The sequence below is a fragment of the Hyphomicrobium sp. MC8b genome (assembly GCF_905067615.1).
Taxonomy (GTDB): Bacteria; Pseudomonadota; Alphaproteobacteria; order Rhizobiales; family Hyphomicrobiaceae; genus Hyphomicrobium_B.
Genome location: NZ_LR898465.1, coordinates 158,734 through 179,415 on the forward strand (window position 1 = coordinate 158,734; position 20,682 = coordinate 179,415).

The following is a 20,682-nucleotide window of genomic DNA, read 5'->3' on the forward strand; positions in this document are numbered from 1 at the left end:
CAGCGCTCATGCTGAGGGGACTTTACGATTGGACGATGCGAATGGCGGCCAGTAAACGGGCGCCGTGGGCGCTCGCCGCCGTTTCGTTCGCCGAGAGTTCGTTTTTTCCGATACCGCCCGACATCATGCTGATCCCGATGGTCCTGAGCAACCGGCGGAAAGCGTGGTGGTATGCGACGGTGGCGACCGTCGCCTCCGTAATCGGCGGCATTCTCGGGTACGCCATCGGGTACTATTTCTTTGAGGCGGTCGGACTGCCCATCCTGAAGTTCTACGGCCGCGAGCATGCGCTCGATAGCTTCATGGCATTTGTGCAGGAGTACGGTGTCGAAGCGGTCATCATCAAGGGCGCGACGCCGATCCCTTACAAAGTTGTGACGATTGCGGCCGGCGTTGGTCAGATGAACATCTGGGCCTTTCTCGGTGCGAGTATCATCGCCCGCGCGATGCGTTTCTATCTGGTCGCTGGCCTCCTATATTTCTTCGGCGAGCCAATCCGTGCCTTTATCGAGAAGCGGCTCGGAATGGTGATGACGGTGTTTCTCGTGCTGCTGGTCGGCGGGTTCGTGGCCGTCAAATACATCTTCTAAGTTGGGTTGAAGCCATGGCGTTTGCAGAACGGTCGGGTCGGGGTGCGGATTATCAGCTCGGCGCGCTGGCGCTATTTGGAGCGATTGCGACGATCCTGACGGCGCTCGGGTTTCAATACATTGGCGGCTACGTGCCGTGTATGCTGTGCCTGATCGAACGCTACGCCTATTACGCGGGAATTCCGGTTCTTTTCATCGCGTTGGTGCTGACGGCGGGCGGCTATCGGCGGATGGCCTCGCTGCTCTTCGTGTTGGTCGCTTTGGCGTTTCTGGCGAATACGGGGCTTGGCATCTATCACGCCGGAGCGGAGTGGAAGTTCTGGCCTGGCCCGAGCGCCTGCGGCGGCGGGGAATCCCTCACGTCGTCCGCCGGAAATCTTCTGAACGACATCGAGCACATCAAAGTCATCAAGTGCGATGAAGCGGCGTTGCGCTTCCTCGGCATCTCTTTTGCTGGCTGGAACGTCGTCGCTTCGGTGCTGCTGATGGTGGTTGCGTTCGGTGCGGCTTCGGCGGCTTGGGCGCGCCGTAACATCTGAGGCGCGGCAGCGTTCCCAATGTTCTGACGCTTGTCCACAATTCTCAAAATCCATGAAAACGTTGATTTTGTTGCTGGCCTAATACTGTCAAGGCAATGTCGCGGTGAATATCACCGGTAAGCCGTGATCGCGCCTTCGCGTTGCCCGAATGTGACGGCTATTCTTGCTTCGTTCGCGGGGCACGGAACGAAACCCGAGCCGGCCCATGTGGATTGTGTGGATATCGTACCAGCGTTGGGAGCGTTCGTGGTGGCGTCTGCGTTGAGTTTGTCGAGTGCAATGCTTGGGACGAGTGACAGCAATCCATTGTCCGAGGCCCAGTCCGCACCATCTTTGAGTACGAGTGGCGTTGTTGCGTTTCGTAGGCGTTCGTTGCGTAGCGTGGTGTCTGTGTACGGACCGAGCCCGAAAGACGTTCTGTCCGAGACGTTTGCAAAATTTAGGCGAACTGCTTCGACAAACTCGTCAAAGCGTATGTCCTCGCGGTTCGCCCGCACTCCTCACGGAGATCGCTCTTTCCCGGAGCGGACCTCCAACGGTTTTGAGGCAAGTGCGCGTTCACCCGATTGGGGATGGCGTCCAGTTGGAGACGTCGCGGGCGATGTGGTGCGAAACGCCATGGTCGCTGCGGCTCTCGCAAAGGCGCAGTGAACCCCTAAGTCGAGCGTTGAGTATCCGGTCGCGTATGCGTCGAGTTTTAAGAGTTGGGAAAAAGGATTTCGGAGAGCGCTGGCTTTCCAACGAGCTGGCAGACGCACGGAGCGTGATTGGAGTTAGCCCTCAATCGAGACATCATGTGACACGGTCTCGCGTAGTGATGTCACAGCGCTCTGTGTGTCTGCCGCCATCGTTTGAAACTCAGAAGCTTCGGGAATCGTTCCACGATTTTCGGTTTAGCGGAGTGCGAAGACAATGACCCCCTCGGTTCCGGAACACGTCAGCCCCATTCAGTGGCATCAGGCCGTCGCAGTGAGCCGCGAGCAGTGCGCCAGAATCTTTCGCGATGGCGGTGCGCCTCGCGACGCTCTGGTCGCGTTCGGCCTAAAGCGCGAGGAAGGCGCAGACTGGGAGCGCGTGGTCGATCTCGTTGCGTCCGAGCTGTGTGCGCATCCGATGGCGCGGGCTGCTTAAGATCAGGCCCTTGCTGCGCTCGGAAGATGATGGCCGGGTTTTGCCCGGCCATTGAATAGAGTGCGCGGCTACGGCTCGAGTTCGGTATCCCAGTAGAGATAGTCGAGCCAGCTTTCGTGCAGATAGTTCGGCGGAAAAAGCCGGCCGTTGCGATGCAGTTCGAAGACGGTTGGCCGATATGGCTCATGCGCTGGGAACATGCCTGCAGCGCGCGGCATCAATCCGCCTTTCTTCAAATTGCAGGGTGCGCAAGCGGTGACGACGTTGTCCCATCGCGTCTGACCGCCACGCGAGCGCGGAATGAGATGATCGAACGTCAGATCATTCCTGTCGCCGCAGTACTGGCAGGTGAAGCGATCGCGCAGGAAAACATTGAAACGCGTGAATGCCGGATAAAGCGCCGGCTTCACGTAGGTCTTCAGCGAAACGACACTCGGCAGCTTCAGCTCGAATGACGGGCTTCGGACATAGCGTTCGTATTCCGAGACGATATTTACGCGGTCCAAAAAGACCGCCTTCACCGTGTCCTGCCAGCTCCACAAGGACAGCGGGTAGTAACTGAGCGGCCGGAAGTCGGCGTTCAGCACAAGAGCCGGACAATTGTCCGGTATTGTCACGTGAGCATTCACAGTCGCGCAAACCTCGCGGTTTTTCGATCCGTCGAATCGCGTCTTGGCCCCACTCGGACGCCGGGATACTAGCCGCGCGTATCAGTTCTGTGAAGCATTCGAGCCCATCTGTCGCGGAAATGATTTTTTCGTTCTATTTCAGTAATTTATTTGTTTTTGTCCTGATCGTCTGTTGGGCTTTCCCCAGGAGAGCGCGGCGCGCAAAGGCGTAATCGGCCCATAACAGCCTGGCGGCGACAGCGCGTGCGGGGCGCCAGCGCTCGGCGATTCGTTCCAGTTCCTCGGCCGTGGGGCGATTTTCAAGCTTGAAGTGGTGTTGCGCGGCGAGCTGCAAGGCGAGATCGCCCGGCGCGAATGCATCACGGCGGCCCAAAGCAAAAAGAATATAGATGTCGGCGGTCCAGGGGCCGATGCCATGGATTGCGGTCAAACGTTCGACGATGACGAGATCATTGGCGGCGTTGAGGGCTTCGAAGTCGAGGCCTTCGTCGAGGACAGCGCGCGTCAGGGCGCGCAGCGTGCGGATCTTGCCGTCCGAAAGTCCGAGCCGTTTCAGATCGCTGTCGCTCGCCGCCTGGATTGCATCAGGCGTGAACGGGAAAAGCGCTTCCGCGACGCGTGTCCAGATGGCAGCGGCGCTCTGGGTTGAAAGCTGTTGCCCGACGACGATTTTTGCCAGTCCGGAGAAATCGGCGGGAAAATCCCGTGGCGGTGGAAGGCCGGTGCGTTTCAATATGCGCGACATGACCTTGCATTGAGCGGCGAGCATAATCGCCGCTGCCTTGAGCTGGCGTTCGGTCGTTACGGTCGCATGGTGGCGAGGGGTCAAACGCGTTGTTCCGGGAAGGATTTGCCTCATTCAATTCGCGGGCGATCTTATCGCGCAATGCGGAGCCGGCGAAAAGAGGACGTGGAAAATGACACGGATTGCTGGAATTCTATTGGCGGCGCTCTTTATCGCTTTGCTGATTTCAGACAGTGCGGCAATGCGATTCTGAGGCGTCACGCTTTCGCCATGGCGAGGTTCGACAAGTTTTGGAATGACACACGGAGGCATCTCAGATCAATGAGTATGGCGCCGACGTAAGACGTGCATGGCAATTGCAAGCATGCCGATCTTTCCGCAAAAGGCGACCATCCGACTATCGAAGATTTTCAAAACTTCCCTGATCTCCGGTCGGCTTTTCGGTGCATTCAGATCGTGTGCCGGTGAAATTGCCTTGGCATGCTAGGCGTTGCATTCGCGGATAAGTTCAACAGCTTGGGTCGTAGTTGAGGTCATGATTTATCAGTCTGCTGAGTGGAAGGCCGGTCATTGCGTCGGTGACGCGCGTTTTGCGAGCCAAAGCGCGTGATGGATTCTGTTACGCGCTTCGCGCCGTCGCCCAACGGGCTCTTGCACATCGGGCACGCACTCTCCGCGATTATTGCGCACGATACAGCACGCCGGAACGGCGGACGCTTTCTGCTACGCATTGAGGATATCGATGTCGAACGGAGGCGGCCTGAATTCATCACGGCCATCTTTGAAGATCTCAATTGGCTCGGACTGACGTGGGAAGAGCCGGTGCTGGTACAGTCGGAGCATTTCGCTGAATATCTCGCGGCTGCAGAGCGGCTGATCGCGATGGGTTTGCTCTATCCGTGCTTTGCAACGCGCAAGGAAATTGTCGTTGCGGCGGATCCGACAAAAACCGATCCTGATGGCGCTCCGCTTTATCCAGGAATTTGGCGTGGCGCTTCCGCCGAAATAGTTGGTGAGCGGATGGCTGCAGGAGAGACGCCGGCGCTTCGTCTCAACATGGAAGGCGCGTTGCAGGTTCTGAAATCGAAACGCGGCGATGAGCCGTTGACGTTCGTCGAGATTGGGGATGACGGTTCGCAGAGGACTGTTGTGGCCGATCCGGCGCGCTGGGGCGATGCCGTGATCGTGCGTAAGGAAGTGCCTGCGAGCTATCATCTTTCTGTCGTCGTCGACGATGCGCGGCAAGGCGTGACGCATGTTACGCGCGGACAGGATTTGCTGGCGGCGACAGATCTGCAGCGTCTGCTGCAAGAGTTATTGGATCTGCCGCAGCCGGTCTATTCGCATCATCGGGTGATCCGATGGGCCAACGGACAAAAGCTTTCGAAGTCCAATCAGGATATGGGGCTCCGGGTGCTGCGCGACGAAGGGGCGACAGCGGACGATATCCGGCGGGTCATCTTCGAAGTCTGATCGCGCCGGAACGTTTTTGTGGCCATTGCGATATGGCGAGGCGCGGGGCGGAATTAAATTCCCTAAGGCGCCAACTTTTTTGATTCGGCGTCGGTGCCATATTTCATTGCCGCGTTTCCCGGTCGCATTCCGCGCCGGATTCGTGCGCGATATTTCCCTTATTACTCTTAAGATTCAAAAATATTTGAAAAGCAAATTGGCCCCTCCTTGTAACTTTGGCCAAATCACGTCAATTTTAATCGTTCTCTAATCTATCCACCGGATTCTCGCATTTATGGCAGAAATATCGAAAATTGTCGGTGCCAGATTATCCGCCGCAATTGCGCGCGGACTTGCAATCGTCCGTCAATTCGTCATCTGGGCCTTTGCCGACGTTCCGGAAACGGTTGAAATTCGAAGGCCGGTCGAGCCGCGCCGGCTGTCGCTTGCCGACCAATGGAGCCGGCTGTCCGACATCGTGGTCGGGGCGGTGCAGCAAGCCGAAACGGCGACACGCTGCCATGTCTCTGCAACCCAGCAGATCGATCTGGCGCAATATGCCTTGTCGTCTTTGATCGATGAATTGTCGTCCGTCATGGATATGGGCGATCGGGTCCGCCGTCGCGCGACGGTGCATGTGCTGGGTGTGGCGCCGATGCCGGCGCTGCGGCCGATCGGCGGCGCAATCGCTGCTTAAATGCTTTAAGGCAAGACGGCTTTCGGCATTCGTCCTGGGTTGATATGGGTAGTGCAACTGCCCGCATTACAGGATCGAGACTTTCTCCGTGGCCGACGATCGTTCCTCTCATTCCGCCATAGCGACGCCAACTCTCGGACCGGCGGCGCGTGCGCAGGGCGTGATTGCGGGGCTTTTGTCGGAGCCATTGGCGGCCGGGCTTTATCTGGTCGCGACGCCGATTGGCAATCTCGGGGATATCACGCTGCGCGCACTGTCGGTGCTGGCGCGGGCCGATATCATTTATTGCGAAGATACGCGCCATTCCGCGAAGCTTTTGCAGCATTATGGCATTGCCACGCGGACGCGGCCATTTCACGACCATAATGAAGAGCGCGAAAGCGCGCGCGTTATCGACGAACTCAAAGCCGATAAGCGCATTGCGATCATATCGGACGCCGGGACGCCTCTGCTTTCTGATCCGGGATTCAAACTTGTGCGCGCTGCGGCGGCGGAGGACATTCCAGTCGTCGCTATTCCCGGCGCGTCGGCACTGCTGCCAGCGCTGACAACCAGCGGTCTGCCGACGGATGCGTTCTTCTTCGCGGGCTTTTTGCCGCCGAAGCAGGCGGCCCGGCGGGCGCGGCTTGCGGAATTATCGGCCATTCCTGGCAGTCTCGTCTTTTATGAAGCGCCTCACCGTGTCGCGGAGACGATTCCGGATATGGCGCGTTTGCTCGGTAGCCGGGACGCCGTCATCGCCCGCGAACTGACGAAGCTACACGAGGATGTTCGTCGCGGCACCCTGGCGGAGCTTGCCGAAGCAACTCCAATGGAAGGCCTTAAGGGCGAGGTTGTCATTGTCGTTGGGCCGGAGCAGGCTCAGGCCGTCAGTGACGAGACGTTGACGGCGCGGCTGGCGGGGGCTCTTGAGGTTATGAGCCTCAAGGATGCCGCCAAAGCCCTGGCCGACGAATTTGGGGTTCCGAAAGCGCGCGTTTATGGGCTTGGGATCAAGGCAAAAGACGAACTAAAGGCGAAGGACGTGGGACGATGAGTTCGAACGTCAATGATGAGCTCCGGCAGCGGCTTGAGCGCAAGCGGCGGCACCATAGTGGTGTCAGGGCAGAGACGATCGTCGCAGTGGTCTATATGGCCACCGGGCATCGCATTTTGGGGCGCCGGTTCAAGACCCCGGTCGGGGAGATCGACCTGATCGCGATCAGGAAGAACCGGGTGGCTTTCATCGAGGTCAAACGGCGGCAAACGACCGAAGATGCCGAAGACGCGATTACCCTGACGATGCGCCGCCGCGTGCGCCGTGCTGCCGATCTGTGGCTGGCGCGGAACCCGCAATATCGCGAATTCGATGTCGGTTTCGATTTGGTGTTTGTCTTGCCGTGGCGCTTTCCGATCATCATGCGGGATGCGCTTTGAGACAAAAAAAGACCCGCCAAAGCGGGTCTTTGAGTGATTGAACGTGAAGTGCAGGGACCGTCATCGTCTAGGAACGCGCGAGCGCGATAGATTTGCGCTGCATGTTGACGAACGTTTAGCTGGTCGAGCCTGAACGTAGTTTGAACGGCGCTCGATCCCTTCGTTCATCCCTCTGGAAGTTGGCCGGGCCGCGAAACGCCCGAAATTCAGGCTCCTTGCGAAAATGTAATGCGGCAACGCGCCCTCTTGGCGCACTGTTGAAGCCTTGCAGAGTGCATGTTAAGGACAGCCCGGCTTTGGAAGGGGGCTGCTGGTGGGTTCCGGCCCCGGCGCTCTTTTTTTGTCAAAGGCCTTTCCTTGGAGCGGGCGCAATTTCGGGCCTTTTCGTGCCCCGCCCTCTATGCGCCCGAAGGCGCGAGGTGAGAGCGACGTGGCGACGGACGAAACAAGCGTGGACGGAGTGGCCGGACGGTATGCGTCGGCCTTGTTCGAGCTGGCTAAGGAAAGCTCGAACATCGAGGGGATCGAAAGCGATCTCGTAAATTTCCAATCGTTGCTCGATGAAAGCCCGGATCTCGTGCGCCTCGTGCGCAGCCCGGTGATCGCAGCGGACGATCAACAGAAGGCGATGGCCGCCATCCTCGACAGGGCAGGCATCAGCGGCTTGACCGCGAACTTCCTGAAGCTCGTGACCGCCAATCGGCGCCTGTTCGTCATTCAAGACATGATCAAAGTTTATCGCTCGCTCGCCGCCAAGGCGCGCGGCGAAATCACGGCTGAGGTCACCAGCGCGTTTGCCCTCAACGACGAGCAGGTCTCGGCTCTTAAAGAGACGCTCAAAGCTTCTGTCGGCAAGGATGTGACGCTGCAGTCGCGCGTCGATCCGAGCATTCTCGGCGGCCTGATCGTCAAGGTTGGCAGCCGCATGATCGATTCCTCGCTCAAGACCAAGCTTCAGAACATGAAGACGGCGCTGAACGGAGCCGGGGCTTAAGGCCTGACAGTTTCGCTGCTGGCTGCGAGGCTGGCGGTGTCACGGCAAGGTTTGCACTTAACAAATTGGCATAAGGGGCCGGACCAGGCTCCGTAAATGGAAACGACCAGGGAAGAGGTCTCAATGGAAATCCGGGCCGCAGAAATTTCTTCGATCCTGAAGGATCAGATCAAAAACTTCGGCAAGGAAGCCGAGGTTTCCGAAATTGGCCAGGTGCTGTCGGTCGGCGACGGCATCGCGCGCGTCTATGGTCTCGACAACGTCCAGGCGGGCGAGATGGTCGAGTTCCCCGGCGGCATCCGCGGCATGGCGCTGAACCTCGAAGCCGATAACGTCGGCGTCGTTATTTTCGGCGACGATCGCACGATCAAGGAAGGCGACACCGTCAAGCGGACCGGCACCATCGTCGAAGTTCCGGTCGGCAAGGGTCTTCTCGGTCGCGTCGTCGACGGTCTCGGCAACCCGATCGACGGCAAGGGCCCGATCCAGTTCGAGAAAAAGATGCGCGTCGACGTCAAGGCGCCGGGCATCCTGCCGCGCAAGTCGGTGCACGAGCCGATGGCGACGGGTCTCAAGGCCATCGACGCGCTCATCCCGATCGGCCGTGGCCAGCGCGAGTTGGTCATCGGCGACCGTCAGACGGGCAAGACCGCCGTCGTTCTAGATACCTTCCTCAACCAGAAGCCGCTCAACGCGGGCAACGACGAAAGCGCAAAGCTTTATTGCGTTTACGTTGCCGTCGGCCAGAAGCGCTCAACGGTTGCTCAGTTCGTAAAGGTCCTGGAAGAGCGCGGCGCGCTTGAATATTCGATCGTCGTCGCGGCGACCGCATCCGATCCGGCGCCGATGCAGTATCTCGCGCCGTTCACCGGCTGCACGATGGGCGAATACTTCCGCGACAACGGCATGCACGCCGTGATCGCGTATGACGACCTCTCCAAGCAGGCCGTCGCTTACCGTCAGATGTCGTTGCTGCTGCGCCGTCCGCCGGGCCGCGAAGCTTATCCGGGCGACGTTTTCTATCTCCATTCCCGTCTGCTTGAGCGCGCTGCAAAGATGGGCGACGCCGCCGGCAAGGGGTCGCTCACGGCGCTCCCTGTCATTGAGACCCAGGGCAACGACGTGTCTGCGTTCATTCCGACGAACGTCATTTCGATCACCGACGGCCAGATCTTCCTTGAATCGGATCTCTTCTATCAGGGCATCCGTCCGGCCGTGAACGTCGGTCTGTCGGTGTCGCGCGTCGGCTCTTCGGCGCAGACGAAGGCGATGAAGCAGGTCGCCGGCAAGATCAAAGGCGAGCTGGCGCAGTACCGCGAAATGGCGGCCTTCGCGCAGTTCGGTTCGGACCTCGACGCCGCCACGCAAAAGCTGCTCGCACGCGGCGCACGTCTGACGGAGCTTCTGAAGCAGCCGCAGTTCTCGCCGCTCAAGATGGAAGAGCAGGTTGCGGTGATCTTTGCGGGTACGCGCGGCTATCTCGACGCCATTCCGGTCTCGGCCGTTGGCAAGTTCGAAGAAGGCGTTCTCGCCGGGCTTCGCTCTGAAAAGACGCTTCTCGAAACGATCGCGAAAGAGAAGGCTCTGTCGGCAGATTCCGAGAAGAAGCTGGTCGAGTTCCTCGACAAGTTTGCCAAAGGTTTTGCAGCTTAATCGGGTTCCTTGAGGAGAACGCCCGATGGCGAGCTTAAAAGATATGCGCAACCGCATCGCCTCGGTGAAGGCGACGCGGAAAATCACGAAAGCCATGCAGATGGTTGCGGCGGCGAAGCTGCGCCGCGCGCAGGAAGCTGCGACTGCCGCCCGGCCTTACGCCGAGCGGATGGCAACCGTGCTCGGTAGTCTGGCTTCGAAAGTTGCGGATAAGAACGGCGCTTCGCCACTTCTCGTCGGCACCGGCAAGGATCAGGTGCATCTGCTGATTGTCATGACGGCGGAACGTGGTCTATGCGGCGGTTTCAATTCGAACATCGCCAAGCTAGCGCGTTCAGATGCGAACCGTTTGATCGCCGCGGGTAAGACGGTGAAGATCATGACGGTCGGCCGCAAGGGCGCCGACAACCTGCGTCGCGATCTCGGCCGCAATATTGTCGAGCGCAAAGACTTTCAGGGTGTGCGTCAGCTGACGTTCGGGCATGCCGAGGGCCTCGCGAAGCGTGTGCTTGAGATGTTCGAAGCCGGCGAGTTTGACGTCGCCACGGTCTACTTCTCAGAGTTCAAGTCGATCATCTCACAAAAGCCGACGGCGCTGCAGCTCATTCCGGCAACCGTGCCTGAGGCGGCGCCGGACGCTGCGAAGGGCGCAGGCGCCATTCACGAGTACGAGCCGAGCGAAGAAGAAGTCTTGGGCTTCCTGCTGTCGCGCAATATCTCGACGCAGATCTTCCGCGGTCTGCTCGAGAACTCGGCATCGTTCTATGGTGCGCAGATGACCGCGATGGACAACGCGACGCGCAACGCGGGTGACATGATCAATAAGTTGACGATCGCCTACAACCGTCAGCGTCAGGCGAACATCACCAAGGAATTGATCGAGATCATCTCCGGAGCGGAAGCGGTCTAGGGCGAGGTAGATAGATCATGGCCTATGTAACGCGTGCAACGACGAAGGGCGGCCGGGACGGCCGCGCAGTTCTCGAAGAGGGCAAGCTCGCTCTTGCGATGGCGCTGCCGAAGGATCTCGGTGGATCGGGTGAAGGCCACAACCCCGAGCAGCTGTTTGCGCTCGGGTGGTCGTCTTGCTTCGGTCAGGCGGTTCTGCTGCTGGCCAAGAAGCACGGACTCGACGGTCAGGCCGCCAAGGTTACGTGCGAAGTTGAACTCGACAAGGACGCGACGAGCTTCGCCCTCAAGGCGCATCTGACGCTCGCGATTCCTGGCGCCGATAAGGACAAGCTGCAGGCGCTGATCGAAGAAGCGCATCAGATCTGCCCGTATTCCAAAGCGACACGCAACAATATCCCGGTGACGCTCTCGGTCGCCTGAAACAATTCCGCTGGAGATAAAAATGGCTAAAAACGTAGGGAAGATTCACCAGGTGACGGGTGCCGTCGTTGACGTGCATTTCGCCGACAAGCTGCCGGAAATTCTGAACGCGCTTGAGACCACCAACAACGGCAATCGTCTGGTTCTCGAAGTCGCGCAGCACCTTGGTGAAAACACCGTGCGCACGATCGCGATGGACTCTACCGAAGGCTTGGTCCGCGGTCAGGAAGTCACCGACATGGGCGCTCCGATCTCGGTTCCCGTCGGCGACGAGACGCTCGGGCGGATCATGAACGTTATCGGCGAGCCGGTTGATGAAGCTGGTCCGATCAACAGCAGCTCGGTGCGTGCTATCCACCAACCGGCGCCGACGTTTGAAGATCAGGCAACGGAAGCACAGATCCTCGTCACGGGCATCAAGGTCGTCGACCTGCTCGCTCCTTATGCGAAGGGCGGCAAGATCGGCCTGTTCGGCGGCGCAGGCGTCGGCAAGACGGTTTTGATCATGGAGTTGATCAATAACGTCGCTAAGGCCCACGGCGGCTACTCGGTTTTCGCGGGCGTCGGCGAGCGTACGCGTGAGGGCAACGATCTTTATTACGAAATGATCGAGTCCAACGTGAACAAGGACCCGAAGAAGAACAACGGGTCGGCTGCCGGTTCGAAGTGCGCTCTGGTTTACGGTCAGATGAACGAACCGCCGGGTGCGCGTGCTCGCGTCGCTCTTTCGGGTCTGACAGTCGCCGAGCACTTCCGTGACCAGGGCCAGGACGTGCTGTTCTTCGTCGACAACATCTTCCGCTTCACGCAGGCGGGTTCGGAAGTGTCGGCGCTGCTCGGCCGCATTCCTTCGGCGGTTGGTTATCAGCCGACGCTGGCGACCGACATGGGCGCCCTGCAGGAACGCATCACCACGACGCAGAAGGGTTCGATCACGTCGGTGCAGGCCATTTACGTTCCGGCCGACGACTTGACCGACCCGGCGCCGGCAACCTCGTTCGCTCACCTTGATGCGACGACCGTTCTTTCGCGCTCGATTGCTGAAAAGGGCATCTATCCGGCGGTTGATCCGCTCGACTCGACGTCGCGCATGCTCGATCCGCGCATCGTCGGCGAAGAGCACTACGCCGTTGCCCGTAAGGTTCAGGCGATCCTGCAGAAGTACAAGTCGCTGCAGGACATCATCGCGATCCTCGGCATGGACGAGCTTTCCGAAGAGGATAAGCTCACGGTTGCCCGCGCTCGTAAGATCGAGCGTTTCATGTCGCAGCCGTTCCACGTCGCGGAAGTGTTCACCGGCTCGCCCGGCAAGCTCGTTCCGCTCGCCGATACCATCAAGGCGTTCAAGGGTCTCTGCGACGGTGAGTACGATCACCTTCCCGAACCGGCGTTCTATATGGTCGGTTCGATCGACGAAGCGATCGCGAAGGCAGAGAAGCTCGCGGAAGCGGCATAACAATAAGGCTGAGCGTTTTCGAGCGGAGAACCCGTCCGAAGGCGCCGCCAGGAGAGAGAGTTCATGGCGGAAGCCGGAAAGACGTTTGGAAGCTGCTGCGAAGAGCTGAAAGAGGCTCTTGAGGGCGGCGACTTTGAGCCCTTGATCACGGTCGGGCCCGATGAGGTCATCTACATGACCGTCGGGCTCGTCGATCTCGAAGAAGAAGAGCCGGGACTCGTCGATCATCCGCTTTTCTTTTGCCCGTTCTGTGGCACCAAGCTGCAGACGCCGGAAGAGGTGAGAGCCAAAGCCGGTGCCGAAGACGATGGCGAAGAAGAGCCGCGCCAGGCTTGATGGCGCCAAAATAAAAAACGACGGCATTAAACAGGTCGAACGCCTTCGAAGGGTCGGAAATCACCATGGCAGGCACATTCAGGTTTGAACTCGTCTCTCCCGAGCGGGTGTTGATGTCGGTCGACGCCGAGCAGGTGGTCGTGCCTGGCACAGACGGAGAGTTCACGGTTCTCGCCGGTCATGTGCCGGTCATCTCGACGCTTGTTCCGGGCGTTCTCGATGTTACGGCCGGCAGCGTGCGCAAGCGGCTCTTCGTCAAGTCGGGCTTCGCGGAAGTCGATCCCGCGCGCCTGACGGTTCTGGCTGAGAAAGCCTACGACGTCGACGAGATGTCGGCGGCAACGATTGCGGCGGAGCTCAAGACTGCGGAAGCGGAACTTGCCGCCGCAAAGGACGATGATGCGAAGCGCATGGCCGATACGCTCGTCGGTGAACTGAAGCGGCTTTCGCCGCAGGCTTAAGCGGCGCGCTCAGACACGATCTATAACTGAAACTCAAAGCGCTTCTTGCAGGCTGGGACGATCTCAGCCTTGCGAGGAGCGCTTTGTCATATCTTAGATCGCCGACCGGTGCGCCGTCGTTCCGACGAGCCAGGCCATCAGGCGGCGCAGTCCGTCGGTTGTTTCCCGTCAGGGTTCGTTCTCTCCTGTCCGTTTGTCGATCCGGAACGAGCCGACATAGCGGGCTGCCTTGCTGCCGACGCCGTTCGGCAAAGGCGCGGCGTTGGTTTGAATTTCGTTGCCATCGCTCAGCGTCATGGCCTCAAGCGCAACAGACCTCTTGGTGAAGGACTTCCAGGCGACCGGAATTGCATGCAAGTCCGGGCCGACCTGCCAGGCGAAGACATCGTATTTTCCCGGAGCATGCTTCTGACGCATCGCAGCCTTCATCAGGCCTTGCGCGGTTTTGGCGGCCAAAGGGATCGTCATCGGAACGCCCGGACGCAAGTGGCGCTGTGCGATCGGAGCGTCCTCGCGCCTCTCGCACGGGGGTGGCGAGGTTCGGCATTTTTGGGCACGGCGCCTCCGAGCGACAAATTGGATGGCAAATTTCGTTCAAATCAGGTGTAGTTTTTCGGAGTTCTCAACACCGGTTCGATCGTCACTGAAAGCTATATCTAGGTGTGTTACCCAGGCCGGGGATGTCCTGCGGCCAACTGGCGTTGGGCAAATTGTCCAATTTTGCTTCAACCTGTGCGCGTTTAGCGGGAGATCAGGGGAAGCTCTGTCGATAGGACGCGACCTGCCTTGAAACGTTTTTATATATTCGCTCTGTTGCCGGTTCTTGCCCTTCTGGGCGGCTGCAACGCAATCGTGCTCAATCCTGCCGGCGATATTGCCATCCAGCAGCGCGATCTCGTGATTATCTCGACCGTTCTGATGCTCTTGATCATCGTTCCGGTCATGGCACTCACGGCTTGGTTTGCCTGGCACTATCGAGCATCGAACACGAACGCGCGATACGAGCCGAACTGGTCGCATTCGACCCATCTTGAGCTGATCATCTGGTCGGCACCGCTTCTGATCATCATCTGCCTTGGCGCCGTAACGTGGATGGCGACGCACATGCTTGATCCGTGGCGCCCGCTTAACCGCACCGGCCCGGACAAGGAAGTTGCGGCCACTGCGAAACCGCTTACCGTTCAGGTCGTCGCGCTCGATTGGAAGTGGCTGTTCATCTATCCCGAACAGGGCATCGCTACTGTGAATGAAATGGCGGCTCCCGTCGACCGGCCGCTTAATTTCAAAATTTCTGCTTCGTCGGTGATGAACGCGTTCTACGTTCCGGCGCTCGCCGGCATGATTTACGCGATGCCGGGCATGCAGACCCAGCTGCACGCGGTAATCAACAAAGCGGGCACCTATAAGGGCTTCTCTTCGAACTATAGCGGCAACGGCTTTTCGGAGATGCGGTTCGACTTTCTGGCAATGGACGATGCCGGCTTCGACAAGTGGGTGTCGGGCGTCAAGGCATCGCAGACCGGCAATCTTGGCCGGACCGAGTATCTTGATCTTGAGCGTCCCAGCGAAGCTGTGCCCGTCAAGAAATTCTCGAGCGTCGATCCGCAGCTCTTCGATCTAATCGTCAACATGTGTGTCCAGCCCGGCAAAATGTGTATGCACGAAATGGCAGCCATCGACGCCAAGGGTGGGCTTGGGCTCGCGGGCAACAACATCGTGCAGTCTCTTGAGTACGACAAGTATGCACGTCGCGGTGATGGGCCGGTCGTGAAGAAGTCGTACGTCGCAAGCGTGTGCACGAAGACGGCGCCGATGGGCATGGATGCGCAGGCTGCTGCCGCAGTCACGCCTGTCAGTTCGACGCCGCTCGTCGGGGCCGGACTGCCGCAGCCGGGCATGTTCCAATCGTTTGCGCGAAAGCCATCAAATTCCTGAGCCGTCAGGCTCCTGACCGGGATAGTTTCCAGAGATGTTCGAAAACTTTGACCTTCAGAAAGCGATATTCGGGCGGTTGACGCTCGAATCTATTCCCTATCACGAGCCGATTTTGGTGATGACGTTCATCGGCGTCGCTATCGGCGGCGCGGTGGTTCTGGGCGCGATCACCTACTACAGGCTGTGGGGCTACCTCTGGCACGAATGGTTCACGAGCGTCGATCACAAGCGGATTGGCGTCATGTACATCGTGCTCGGCCTCGTGATGCTGCTGCGCGGCTTCGCCGACGCCATCATGATGCGCGCGCAGCAGGCCATCGCCTTCAACGGCAACGAGGGCTATCTGCCGGCGCATCACTTCGACCAGATCTTCACGGCGCATGGCGTGATCATGATCTTCTTCGTGGCGATGCCGCTGGTCACGGGTTTGATGAACTATGTCGTGCCGCTGCAGATCGGCGCGCGCGACGTCGCCTTCCCGTTCCTCAACAACTTCAGCTTCTGGATGACGGTTTCGGGCGGCGTGCTTGTTATGGCGTCGCTGTTCGTCGGTGAGTTCGCACGGACCGGCTGGCTCGCCTATCCGCCGCTTTCGAACTACGCCTACAGTCCAGATGTCGGGGTCGATTACTACATATGGGCGCTGCAGATAGCTGGCGTCGGAACGCTTCTATCGGGCGTCAACCTGATCGCGACGATCGTGAAGATGCGTTGCCCCGGTATGACGATGATGAAGATGCCGGTCTTCACCTGGACCGCGCTTTGCACCAACGTTCTGATCGTGGCGGCCTTCCCCGTTCTGACGGGCGTGCTGGCCCTCCTTTCTCTCGATCGGTACGTCGGCACGAACTTCTTCACGAACGACTTCGGCGGCAACCCGATGATGTACGTGAACCTCATCTGGATCTGGGGCCACCCGGAAGTTTACATTCTCGTGCTGCCGGTGTTCGGCGTGTTCTCCGAGGTGACCGCGACGTTCTCGGGCAAGCGCCTCTTTGGCTACACGTCGATGGTCTACGCCACGGTCTGTATCACGATCCTGTCGTACCTCGTCTGGCTGCACCACTTCTTCACGATGGGCTCGGGCGCTAGCGTCAACTCGTTCTTCGGCATCACGACGATGATCATCTCGATCCCGACGGGCGCGAAACTCTTCAACTGGCTGTTCACTATGTATCGCGGCCGGATTCGCTTCGAGCTGCCGATGATGTGGACCGTCGCGTTCATGCTGACGTTCGTGATCGGCGGCATGACGGGCGTTCTGCTCGCAGTCCCGCCGGCGGACTTCGTGCTTCACAACAGCCTCTTCCTGATCGCGCATTTCCATAACGTGATCATTGGTGGCGTCGTGTTCGGCTGCTTTGCGGGCATCGCGTACTGGTTCCCGAAGGTCACCGGTTTCAAGCTCGATCCGTTCTGGGGCAAGATGTCGTTCTGGTTCTGGGTCTCGGGCTTCTACCTCGCCTTCATGCCGCTCTACGTTCTTGGCCTGATGGGTGTGACGCGGCGCCTGCGCGTGTTCGACGACCCGTCGTTGCAGATCTACTTCGTCATCGCGGCGTTCGGTGCGTTCCTGATCGCGCTCGGTATCGGTTCGTTCCTTATCCAGCTCGCCGTAAGCATCAAGAACCGCGAGAAGCTGCGCGACCTCACCGGCGATCCCTGGAATGCACGGACGCTCGAATGGTCGACGTCATCGCCGCCGCCGGTCTACAACTTCGCCTTTACGCCGGTCGTCTACGATCACGACGCGTGGTGGGACATGAAGGAGCACGGCTATAAGCGGCCGATGGGAGGCTTCAAGCCGATCCATATGCCGAGGAACACCGGAGCCGGTGTCATTCTCGCCGGTCTCAGCTTCATCACCGGTTTCGCTTTGATCTGGTACATCTGGTGGCTGGCCGCCGTTGGCTTCGTTGCGCTACTGGCGACCGCGATCGGTCATACCTTCAACTACAATCGGAGCTTCAACATTCCGACGCAGCAGATCGTTGAAACCGAGAGCGAGCGCACTCAGCTCCTTCAATCGGTGGGGGCCTGAGCGATGACGACAATGACGGCAAGTGCGTCGGCGTCCGGGGCCGGAGAGGCAAAGGAAACGCGCCCCTTCTACGTGGCCGATGAGCACGAGCACGGTGACGGTGGCAGCACCCAGCTGGGCTTCTGGCTCTACCTGATGAGCGACTGTCTCATCTTTGCGGTGCTGTTCGCGACTTACGGCGTGCTTGGCGGCAATTTTGCGGCCGGGCCGTCGCCGAAAGATTTGTTCGACCTGCCTCTGGTGGCAGTCAACACGTCGATGCTGCTGTTCTCGTCGATCACGTATGGCTTTGCTGTGCTTGAGATGCAGAAGAACCGCAAGCAGGGCATGCTGATGTGGCTGGCGATCACGATGGCGTTCGGCGCCGCGTTCATCGGCATTGAGCTGTTTGAATTCACGCACATGATCCTCGAAGGCGCGACGCCTCAGAGAAGCGCGTTCCTGTCGTCGTTCTTCACGCTCGTCGGCACGCACGGCCTGCACGTGACGTTCGGCATCATCTGGATGATCACGCTGATGGTTCAGGTGACGAGGTTCGGCCTGAATGAGCCGAACAAGCGTCGTATCCTGTGCCTCAGCATGTTCTGGCACTTCCTCGACGTCGTCTGGATCGGCGTTTTCACCTTCGTTTATCTTATGGGAGTGCTGCGATGAGCACGGACGCGCACGCCAATCACGGACATGCTGCGCATGGGCATATTGCTCCTGGCGGCGGTCACGACGATCACGGGCATGGCAGCGGCCATCCCGAGTCGACGCTCGGCGGCTATCTGACGGGCTTCGTTCTTTCCGTCATCCTGACGGCCATTCCGTTCTGGCTCGTGATGTCGGGCGCGCTCGGAAGCAAGGAAGCGACGGCTATCTCGATCCTGGCTATCGGTGCGATCCAGATCGTCGTCCACATGATCTACTTCCTGCACATGTCGCCGAGTTCGGAGGGCGGTTGGACGCTGATGGCGCTGATCTTCACGGTCGTCATGGTCGTGATCACGCTGACCGGCTCGCTGTGGGTGATGTATCACCTGACGACCAACATGATGCCGATGGATCCGAGCCAACTGCCGTGACATCCGACGCCGGCGGGCGCGGGGGACAAGAAGCGGCGCCATCGGGCGCAACGGAGTTCGATGCGGATGCGCCGGGTCGCGATCCGGCGCGCACACCTCGTTCGCTGTCTTCGCTGGCAGTCATCAGCCTCGTGGCGCTGCTCGGTGTTGCCGGTCTCATGTGGCTTGGCATTTGGCAGGTTGAGCGGCGGGCTTGGAAGCTCGATTTGATTTCCCGCGTCGAGATCCGGGTTCACGCAACTCCGGTGCCCGCGCCCGGTCCGACCGATTGGCCTTCGATCACCGCCAATAACGACGAGTATCGACGCGTCACGGTTTCCGGCCACTTTCTTCATGATCGCGAGACGCTCGTCATGGCCGTCACCGACGAGGGCGGTGGCTATTGGGTGATGACGCCGCTCAAGACCGCGACGGGTTTTGAAGTGCTCGTCAATCGCGGTTTCGTACCGACCGAAAAGAAGGAGCGTGAGACGCGGCTTGCGGGAGAGATCGACGGCAACGTAACCGTTACGGGTCTACTGCGCATGACGGAGCCGAAGGGCGCTTTTCTGCGCGGCAACGATATCTCGGCCGATCGCTGGTATTCCCGCGACGTTGACGCCATCGCGATCAAGCGCGGGCTCGACAATTATGCGCCTTACTTCATCGACGCCGATGCAACGCCCAATCCTGGCGGCTATCCGGTCGGTGGTCTGACGGTGATCAAATTCCCGAACAATCACCTCGTTTACGCGTTGACGTGGTTTGCGCTGGCGCTGATGCTCGCGGCTGCCTTCGTCCGGTTCCTGCGCGAAGAGATTCGCATCCGGCAAACGCCGCAGGGGGCCGGCGGTGTGGCTCCGGATTGAGGTCCTCCGATCGCTAGTCTGTGCGCCCGGTATGTCGAAGTTCAGTGACCACCAGTTCCCTTTTCAGAGCGACGAACTCGCGGCATCGCCTGCCAATGGAGCCGATGCCATTGGCGTGGAAAACATGCTGCTGCTGGTCCAGCTTCGCTGGATCGCGGTTGCGGGCCAGGTGGCGACGATTGTGTTCGTCTGGACCGTCCTGGGGGTCAATCTTCCGCTCGTGCCGATGGGTCTCGTTGCGGCGTCGTTGGTGGTTCTCAATCTCGCGAGCCTCTGGTGGCTGCGGCGCGGCCGTGACGTCAGCGCTGTGGGCTTGCTCATCGCGCTGCTGCTCGACGTTGCCGGTCTGACGGCACAGCTCTATCTCAGCGGCGGGGCGATGAACCCGTTTGCCTTCCTTTATCTCCTTCAGGTCACGCTGGCAGCGGTGCTGCTCAATGTACGGCTGACGTCGGTGGTGTTGGCCGCGACGTGCGCGAGCTTCCTTTTGCTTACGCGGTTTTATCGTCCACTTGAAATTCCGGCCGGAGAGATCGACCTCTTTACCCTGCATGTTATCGGCATGCTGGTCTGTTTCGTGGTCGATGCGGCCTTGCTGTTCGTGTTTGTCACGCGCATCACGCGCAATCTCAGGGAGCGCGATGCGCGCCTTGCAGCGCTGAAGCAGCATGCCGCCGAAGAGGATCATATCGTGCGCATGGGGCTTTTGGCATCGGGTGCTGCGCATGAACTTGGCACGCCATTGGCATCGCTGTCGGTCATTCTCGGCGATTGGCGTCGGATTCCGGTCATCACAGGCAATCCCGAGCTGTTGCAGGAAGTCGATGAAATGCAAGCAGCCGTGAAGCGCTGCAAATCGATCCTGACGGGCGTGCTGCTGTCGGCCGGAGAGGCACGCGGCGAAGCCCCGAGCGTGACCACGGTGACGACCTTCTTTAACGCTCTGATCAACGAGTGGCGGGAAGCGCGAACTCCAAACTATCTCGATTATAGCAACGCGTTCGGTACCGATCTGTCGATCGTTTCCGATTCGACGCTGAAGCAGATCATCTTCAACGTGCTGGACAACGCATACGATTCATCGCCCGACTGGGTCGGCGTTTCGATTTCGCGTGATGGCGACATGCTTATTCTGCGCGTGCTGGACCGCGGTCCGGGATTTGCGCCGCAAATGCTCGCGCAATTCGGAAAGCCCTATCAATCGAGCAAGGGGAAGCCGGGCGGCGGGCTTGGATTGTTTTTGGTTGTGAATGTGGTCCGCAAACTCGGCGGCAGCGTCATAGCGGCCAACCGTCCCGAAGGCGGTGCGTCCGTGACGCTCAAGCTGCCGCTTTCGGCCCTTGCCCTTGGAGCCCGCTAG

23 protein-coding genes are annotated in these 20,682 nt (G+C 59.5%); 20 read left to right on the top strand and 3 right to left on the bottom strand.

The window, feature by feature from the left end:
* Positions 1 to 8 precede the first annotated feature (8 nt).
* The 3 genes from ACLB1Z_RS00850 to ACLB1Z_RS00860 all read left to right on the top strand — a co-directional run bounded on the left by ACLB1Z_RS00850 (position 9) and on the right by ACLB1Z_RS00860 (position 2,260).
* A complete protein-coding gene (locus tag ACLB1Z_RS00850; RefSeq protein ID WP_409561618.1) occupies positions 9 to 590 on the top strand; it encodes a YqaA family protein in 582 nt (193 codons plus the stop codon).
* Positions 591 to 604: 14 nt separating this feature from the next.
* Positions 605 to 1,129: a disulfide bond formation protein B gene (locus ACLB1Z_RS00855; protein ID WP_409561619.1), complete on the top strand. Its 525-nt coding sequence runs from the start codon at positions 605 to 607 to the stop codon at positions 1,127 to 1,129.
* A 912-nt stretch (positions 1,130 to 2,041) separates the two neighbouring features.
* Positions 2,042 to 2,260 (top strand): hypothetical protein, encoded by a 219-nt coding sequence (locus tag ACLB1Z_RS00860; protein WP_409561620.1) that lies wholly within the window; start codon positions 2,042 to 2,044, stop codon positions 2,258 to 2,260.
* Between the two features lie 68 nt (positions 2,261 to 2,328).
* On the opposite strand, the gene ACLB1Z_RS00865 is transcribed toward ACLB1Z_RS00860, so the two are convergent.
* Complete coding sequence (locus ACLB1Z_RS00865; protein WP_409561621.1) at positions 2,329 to 2,889, bottom strand: HNH endonuclease; 561 nt, start codon at positions 2,887 to 2,889, stop codon at positions 2,329 to 2,331.
* Between the two features lie 133 nt (positions 2,890 to 3,022).
* Positions 3,023 to 3,718: a DNA-3-methyladenine glycosylase family protein gene (locus ACLB1Z_RS00870; protein ID WP_409561622.1), complete on the bottom strand. Its 696-nt coding sequence runs from the start codon at positions 3,716 to 3,718 to the stop codon at positions 3,023 to 3,025.
* Positions 3,719 to 4,243: 525 nt separating this feature from the next.
* Here ACLB1Z_RS00870 and gluQRS point away from each other — a divergent pair.
* The 11 genes from gluQRS to ACLB1Z_RS00925 all read left to right on the top strand — a co-directional run bounded on the left by gluQRS (position 4,244) and on the right by ACLB1Z_RS00925 (position 13,431).
* On the top strand, positions 4,244 to 5,107 hold the full coding sequence (gene gluQRS / locus ACLB1Z_RS00875; RefSeq protein ID WP_409561623.1) for a tRNA glutamyl-Q(34) synthetase GluQRS: 864 nt from the start codon (positions 4,244 to 4,246) through the stop codon (positions 5,105 to 5,107).
* Positions 5,108 to 5,381: 274 nt separating this feature from the next.
* Positions 5,382 to 5,783 carry a hypothetical protein gene (locus tag ACLB1Z_RS00880; protein WP_409561624.1) on the top strand — a complete coding sequence of 134 codons (402 nt, stop codon included), beginning with the start codon at positions 5,382 to 5,384 and terminating at the stop codon, positions 5,781 to 5,783.
* A gap of 88 nt (positions 5,784 to 5,871) precedes the next feature.
* Positions 5,872 to 6,819 (top strand): 16S rRNA (cytidine(1402)-2'-O)-methyltransferase, encoded by a 948-nt coding sequence (gene rsmI / locus ACLB1Z_RS00885; protein WP_409561625.1) that lies wholly within the window; start codon positions 5,872 to 5,874, stop codon positions 6,817 to 6,819.
* Positions 6,816 to 7,199, top strand: coding sequence for a YraN family protein (locus ACLB1Z_RS00890; protein ID WP_409561626.1), 384 nt, complete (start codon positions 6,816 to 6,818; stop codon positions 7,197 to 7,199). The genes rsmI and ACLB1Z_RS00890 overlap by 4 nt, the downstream gene beginning before the upstream one ends.
* A gap of 430 nt (positions 7,200 to 7,629) precedes the next feature.
* Positions 7,630 to 8,193, top strand: coding sequence for a F0F1 ATP synthase subunit delta (locus tag ACLB1Z_RS00895; protein WP_409561627.1), 564 nt, complete (start codon positions 7,630 to 7,632; stop codon positions 8,191 to 8,193).
* 123 nt (positions 8,194 to 8,316) lie between these two features.
* A complete protein-coding gene (gene atpA / locus ACLB1Z_RS00900; protein WP_409561628.1) occupies positions 8,317 to 9,846 on the top strand; it encodes a F0F1 ATP synthase subunit alpha in 1,530 nt (509 codons plus the stop codon).
* Between the two features lie 25 nt (positions 9,847 to 9,871).
* A complete protein-coding gene (locus tag ACLB1Z_RS00905) occupies positions 9,872 to 10,756 on the top strand; it encodes a F0F1 ATP synthase subunit gamma (RefSeq protein ID WP_409561629.1) in 885 nt (294 codons plus the stop codon).
* Between the two features lie 17 nt (positions 10,757 to 10,773).
* Positions 10,774 to 11,178, top strand: a complete 405-nt coding sequence (locus ACLB1Z_RS00910; protein ID WP_409561630.1) for an organic hydroperoxide resistance protein — start codon at positions 10,774 to 10,776, stop codon at positions 11,176 to 11,178.
* A 22-nt stretch (positions 11,179 to 11,200) separates the two neighbouring features.
* Positions 11,201 to 12,634 carry a F0F1 ATP synthase subunit beta gene (gene atpD, locus ACLB1Z_RS00915; RefSeq protein ID WP_013950322.1) on the top strand — a complete coding sequence of 478 codons (1,434 nt, stop codon included), beginning with the start codon at positions 11,201 to 11,203 and terminating at the stop codon, positions 12,632 to 12,634.
* A gap of 63 nt (positions 12,635 to 12,697) precedes the next feature.
* A complete protein-coding gene (locus ACLB1Z_RS00920) occupies positions 12,698 to 12,970 on the top strand; it encodes a hypothetical protein (protein ID WP_013950323.1) in 273 nt (90 codons plus the stop codon).
* A gap of 65 nt (positions 12,971 to 13,035) precedes the next feature.
* Entirely contained in the window at positions 13,036 to 13,431 is a 396-nt protein-coding gene (locus ACLB1Z_RS00925; RefSeq protein ID WP_409561631.1) for a F0F1 ATP synthase subunit epsilon, read from the top strand.
* A gap of 168 nt (positions 13,432 to 13,599) precedes the next feature.
* Here the strand turns inward: ACLB1Z_RS00925 and ACLB1Z_RS00930 are convergent, their stop codons facing one another.
* A complete protein-coding gene (locus tag ACLB1Z_RS00930; protein WP_409561632.1) occupies positions 13,600 to 13,899 on the bottom strand; it encodes a hypothetical protein in 300 nt (99 codons plus the stop codon).
* Between the two features lie 318 nt (positions 13,900 to 14,217).
* On the opposite strand from ACLB1Z_RS00930, the gene cyoA reads away from it, so the two are divergent.
* From cyoA to ACLB1Z_RS00960, 6 genes are read left to right on the top strand one after another with little or no spacing between them, the layout of a single operon-like run.
* A complete protein-coding gene (cyoA, locus tag ACLB1Z_RS00935) occupies positions 14,218 to 15,366 on the top strand; it encodes a ubiquinol oxidase subunit II (protein ID WP_409561633.1) in 1,149 nt (382 codons plus the stop codon).
* Between the two features lie 34 nt (positions 15,367 to 15,400).
* Positions 15,401 to 17,407, top strand: coding sequence for a cytochrome o ubiquinol oxidase subunit I (gene cyoB, locus ACLB1Z_RS00940; RefSeq protein WP_013950328.1), 2,007 nt, complete (start codon positions 15,401 to 15,403; stop codon positions 17,405 to 17,407).
* A 12-nt stretch (positions 17,408 to 17,419) separates the two neighbouring features.
* The gene (cyoC, locus tag ACLB1Z_RS00945) at positions 17,420 to 18,061 is read left to right on the top strand and encodes a cytochrome o ubiquinol oxidase subunit III (protein ID WP_024275028.1); all 642 of its coding nucleotides are present in this window, start codon (positions 17,420 to 17,422) and stop codon (positions 18,059 to 18,061) included.
* Positions 18,058 to 18,474, top strand: coding sequence for a cytochrome o ubiquinol oxidase subunit IV (cyoD, locus tag ACLB1Z_RS00950; protein WP_409561634.1), 417 nt, complete (start codon positions 18,058 to 18,060; stop codon positions 18,472 to 18,474). Before cyoC ends, cyoD begins: the two co-directional genes overlap by 4 nt.
* Entirely contained in the window at positions 18,471 to 19,322 is an 852-nt protein-coding gene (locus tag ACLB1Z_RS00955; protein ID WP_409561635.1) for an SURF1 family protein, read from the top strand. The genes cyoD and ACLB1Z_RS00955 overlap by 4 nt, the downstream gene beginning before the upstream one ends.
* A 31-nt stretch (positions 19,323 to 19,353) precedes the next feature.
* Entirely contained in the window at positions 19,354 to 20,682 is a 1,329-nt protein-coding gene (locus ACLB1Z_RS00960) for an ATP-binding protein (protein ID WP_409561636.1), read from the top strand.

Bases quoted from the DNA above. Each gene is read 5' to 3' on its own strand.
- ACLB1Z_RS00880 (WP_409561624.1), top strand. From the start codon at position 5,382: ATGGCAGAAATATCGAAAATTGTCGGTGCCAGATTATCCGCCGCAATT.
- ACLB1Z_RS00850 (WP_409561618.1), top strand. From the start codon at position 9: ATGCTGAGGGGACTTTACGATTGGACGATGCGAATGGCGGCCAGTAAA.
- cyoC (WP_024275028.1), top strand. From the start codon at position 17,420: ATGACGGCAAGTGCGTCGGCGTCCGGGGCCGGAGAGGCAAAGGAAACG.
- gluQRS (WP_409561623.1), top strand. From the start codon at position 4,244: ATGGATTCTGTTACGCGCTTCGCGCCGTCGCCCAACGGGCTCTTGCAC.
- ACLB1Z_RS00960 (WP_409561636.1), top strand. From the start codon at position 19,354: ATGTCGAAGTTCAGTGACCACCAGTTCCCTTTTCAGAGCGACGAACTC.
- cyoB (WP_013950328.1), top strand. From the start codon at position 15,401: ATGTTCGAAAACTTTGACCTTCAGAAAGCGATATTCGGGCGGTTGACG.
- ACLB1Z_RS00910 (WP_409561630.1), top strand. From the start codon at position 10,774: ATGGCCTATGTAACGCGTGCAACGACGAAGGGCGGCCGGGACGGCCGC.
- atpD (WP_013950322.1), top strand. From the start codon at position 11,201: ATGGCTAAAAACGTAGGGAAGATTCACCAGGTGACGGGTGCCGTCGTT.
- ACLB1Z_RS00930 (WP_409561632.1), bottom strand. From the start codon at position 13,899: ATGACGATCCCTTTGGCCGCCAAAACCGCGCAAGGCCTGATGAAGGCT.
- ACLB1Z_RS00905 (WP_409561629.1), top strand. From the start codon at position 9,872: ATGGCGAGCTTAAAAGATATGCGCAACCGCATCGCCTCGGTGAAGGCG.
- ACLB1Z_RS00855 (WP_409561619.1), top strand. From the start codon at position 605: ATGGCGTTTGCAGAACGGTCGGGTCGGGGTGCGGATTATCAGCTCGGC.
- ACLB1Z_RS00920 (WP_013950323.1), top strand. From the start codon at position 12,698: ATGGCGGAAGCCGGAAAGACGTTTGGAAGCTGCTGCGAAGAGCTGAAA.
- ACLB1Z_RS00860 (WP_409561620.1), top strand. From the start codon at position 2,042: ATGACCCCCTCGGTTCCGGAACACGTCAGCCCCATTCAGTGGCATCAG.
- cyoD (WP_409561634.1), top strand. From the start codon at position 18,058: ATGAGCACGGACGCGCACGCCAATCACGGACATGCTGCGCATGGGCAT.
- ACLB1Z_RS00925 (WP_409561631.1), top strand. From the start codon at position 13,036: ATGGCAGGCACATTCAGGTTTGAACTCGTCTCTCCCGAGCGGGTGTTG.
- ACLB1Z_RS00890 (WP_409561626.1), top strand. From the start codon at position 6,816: ATGAGTTCGAACGTCAATGATGAGCTCCGGCAGCGGCTTGAGCGCAAG.
- atpA (WP_409561628.1), top strand. From the start codon at position 8,317: ATGGAAATCCGGGCCGCAGAAATTTCTTCGATCCTGAAGGATCAGATC.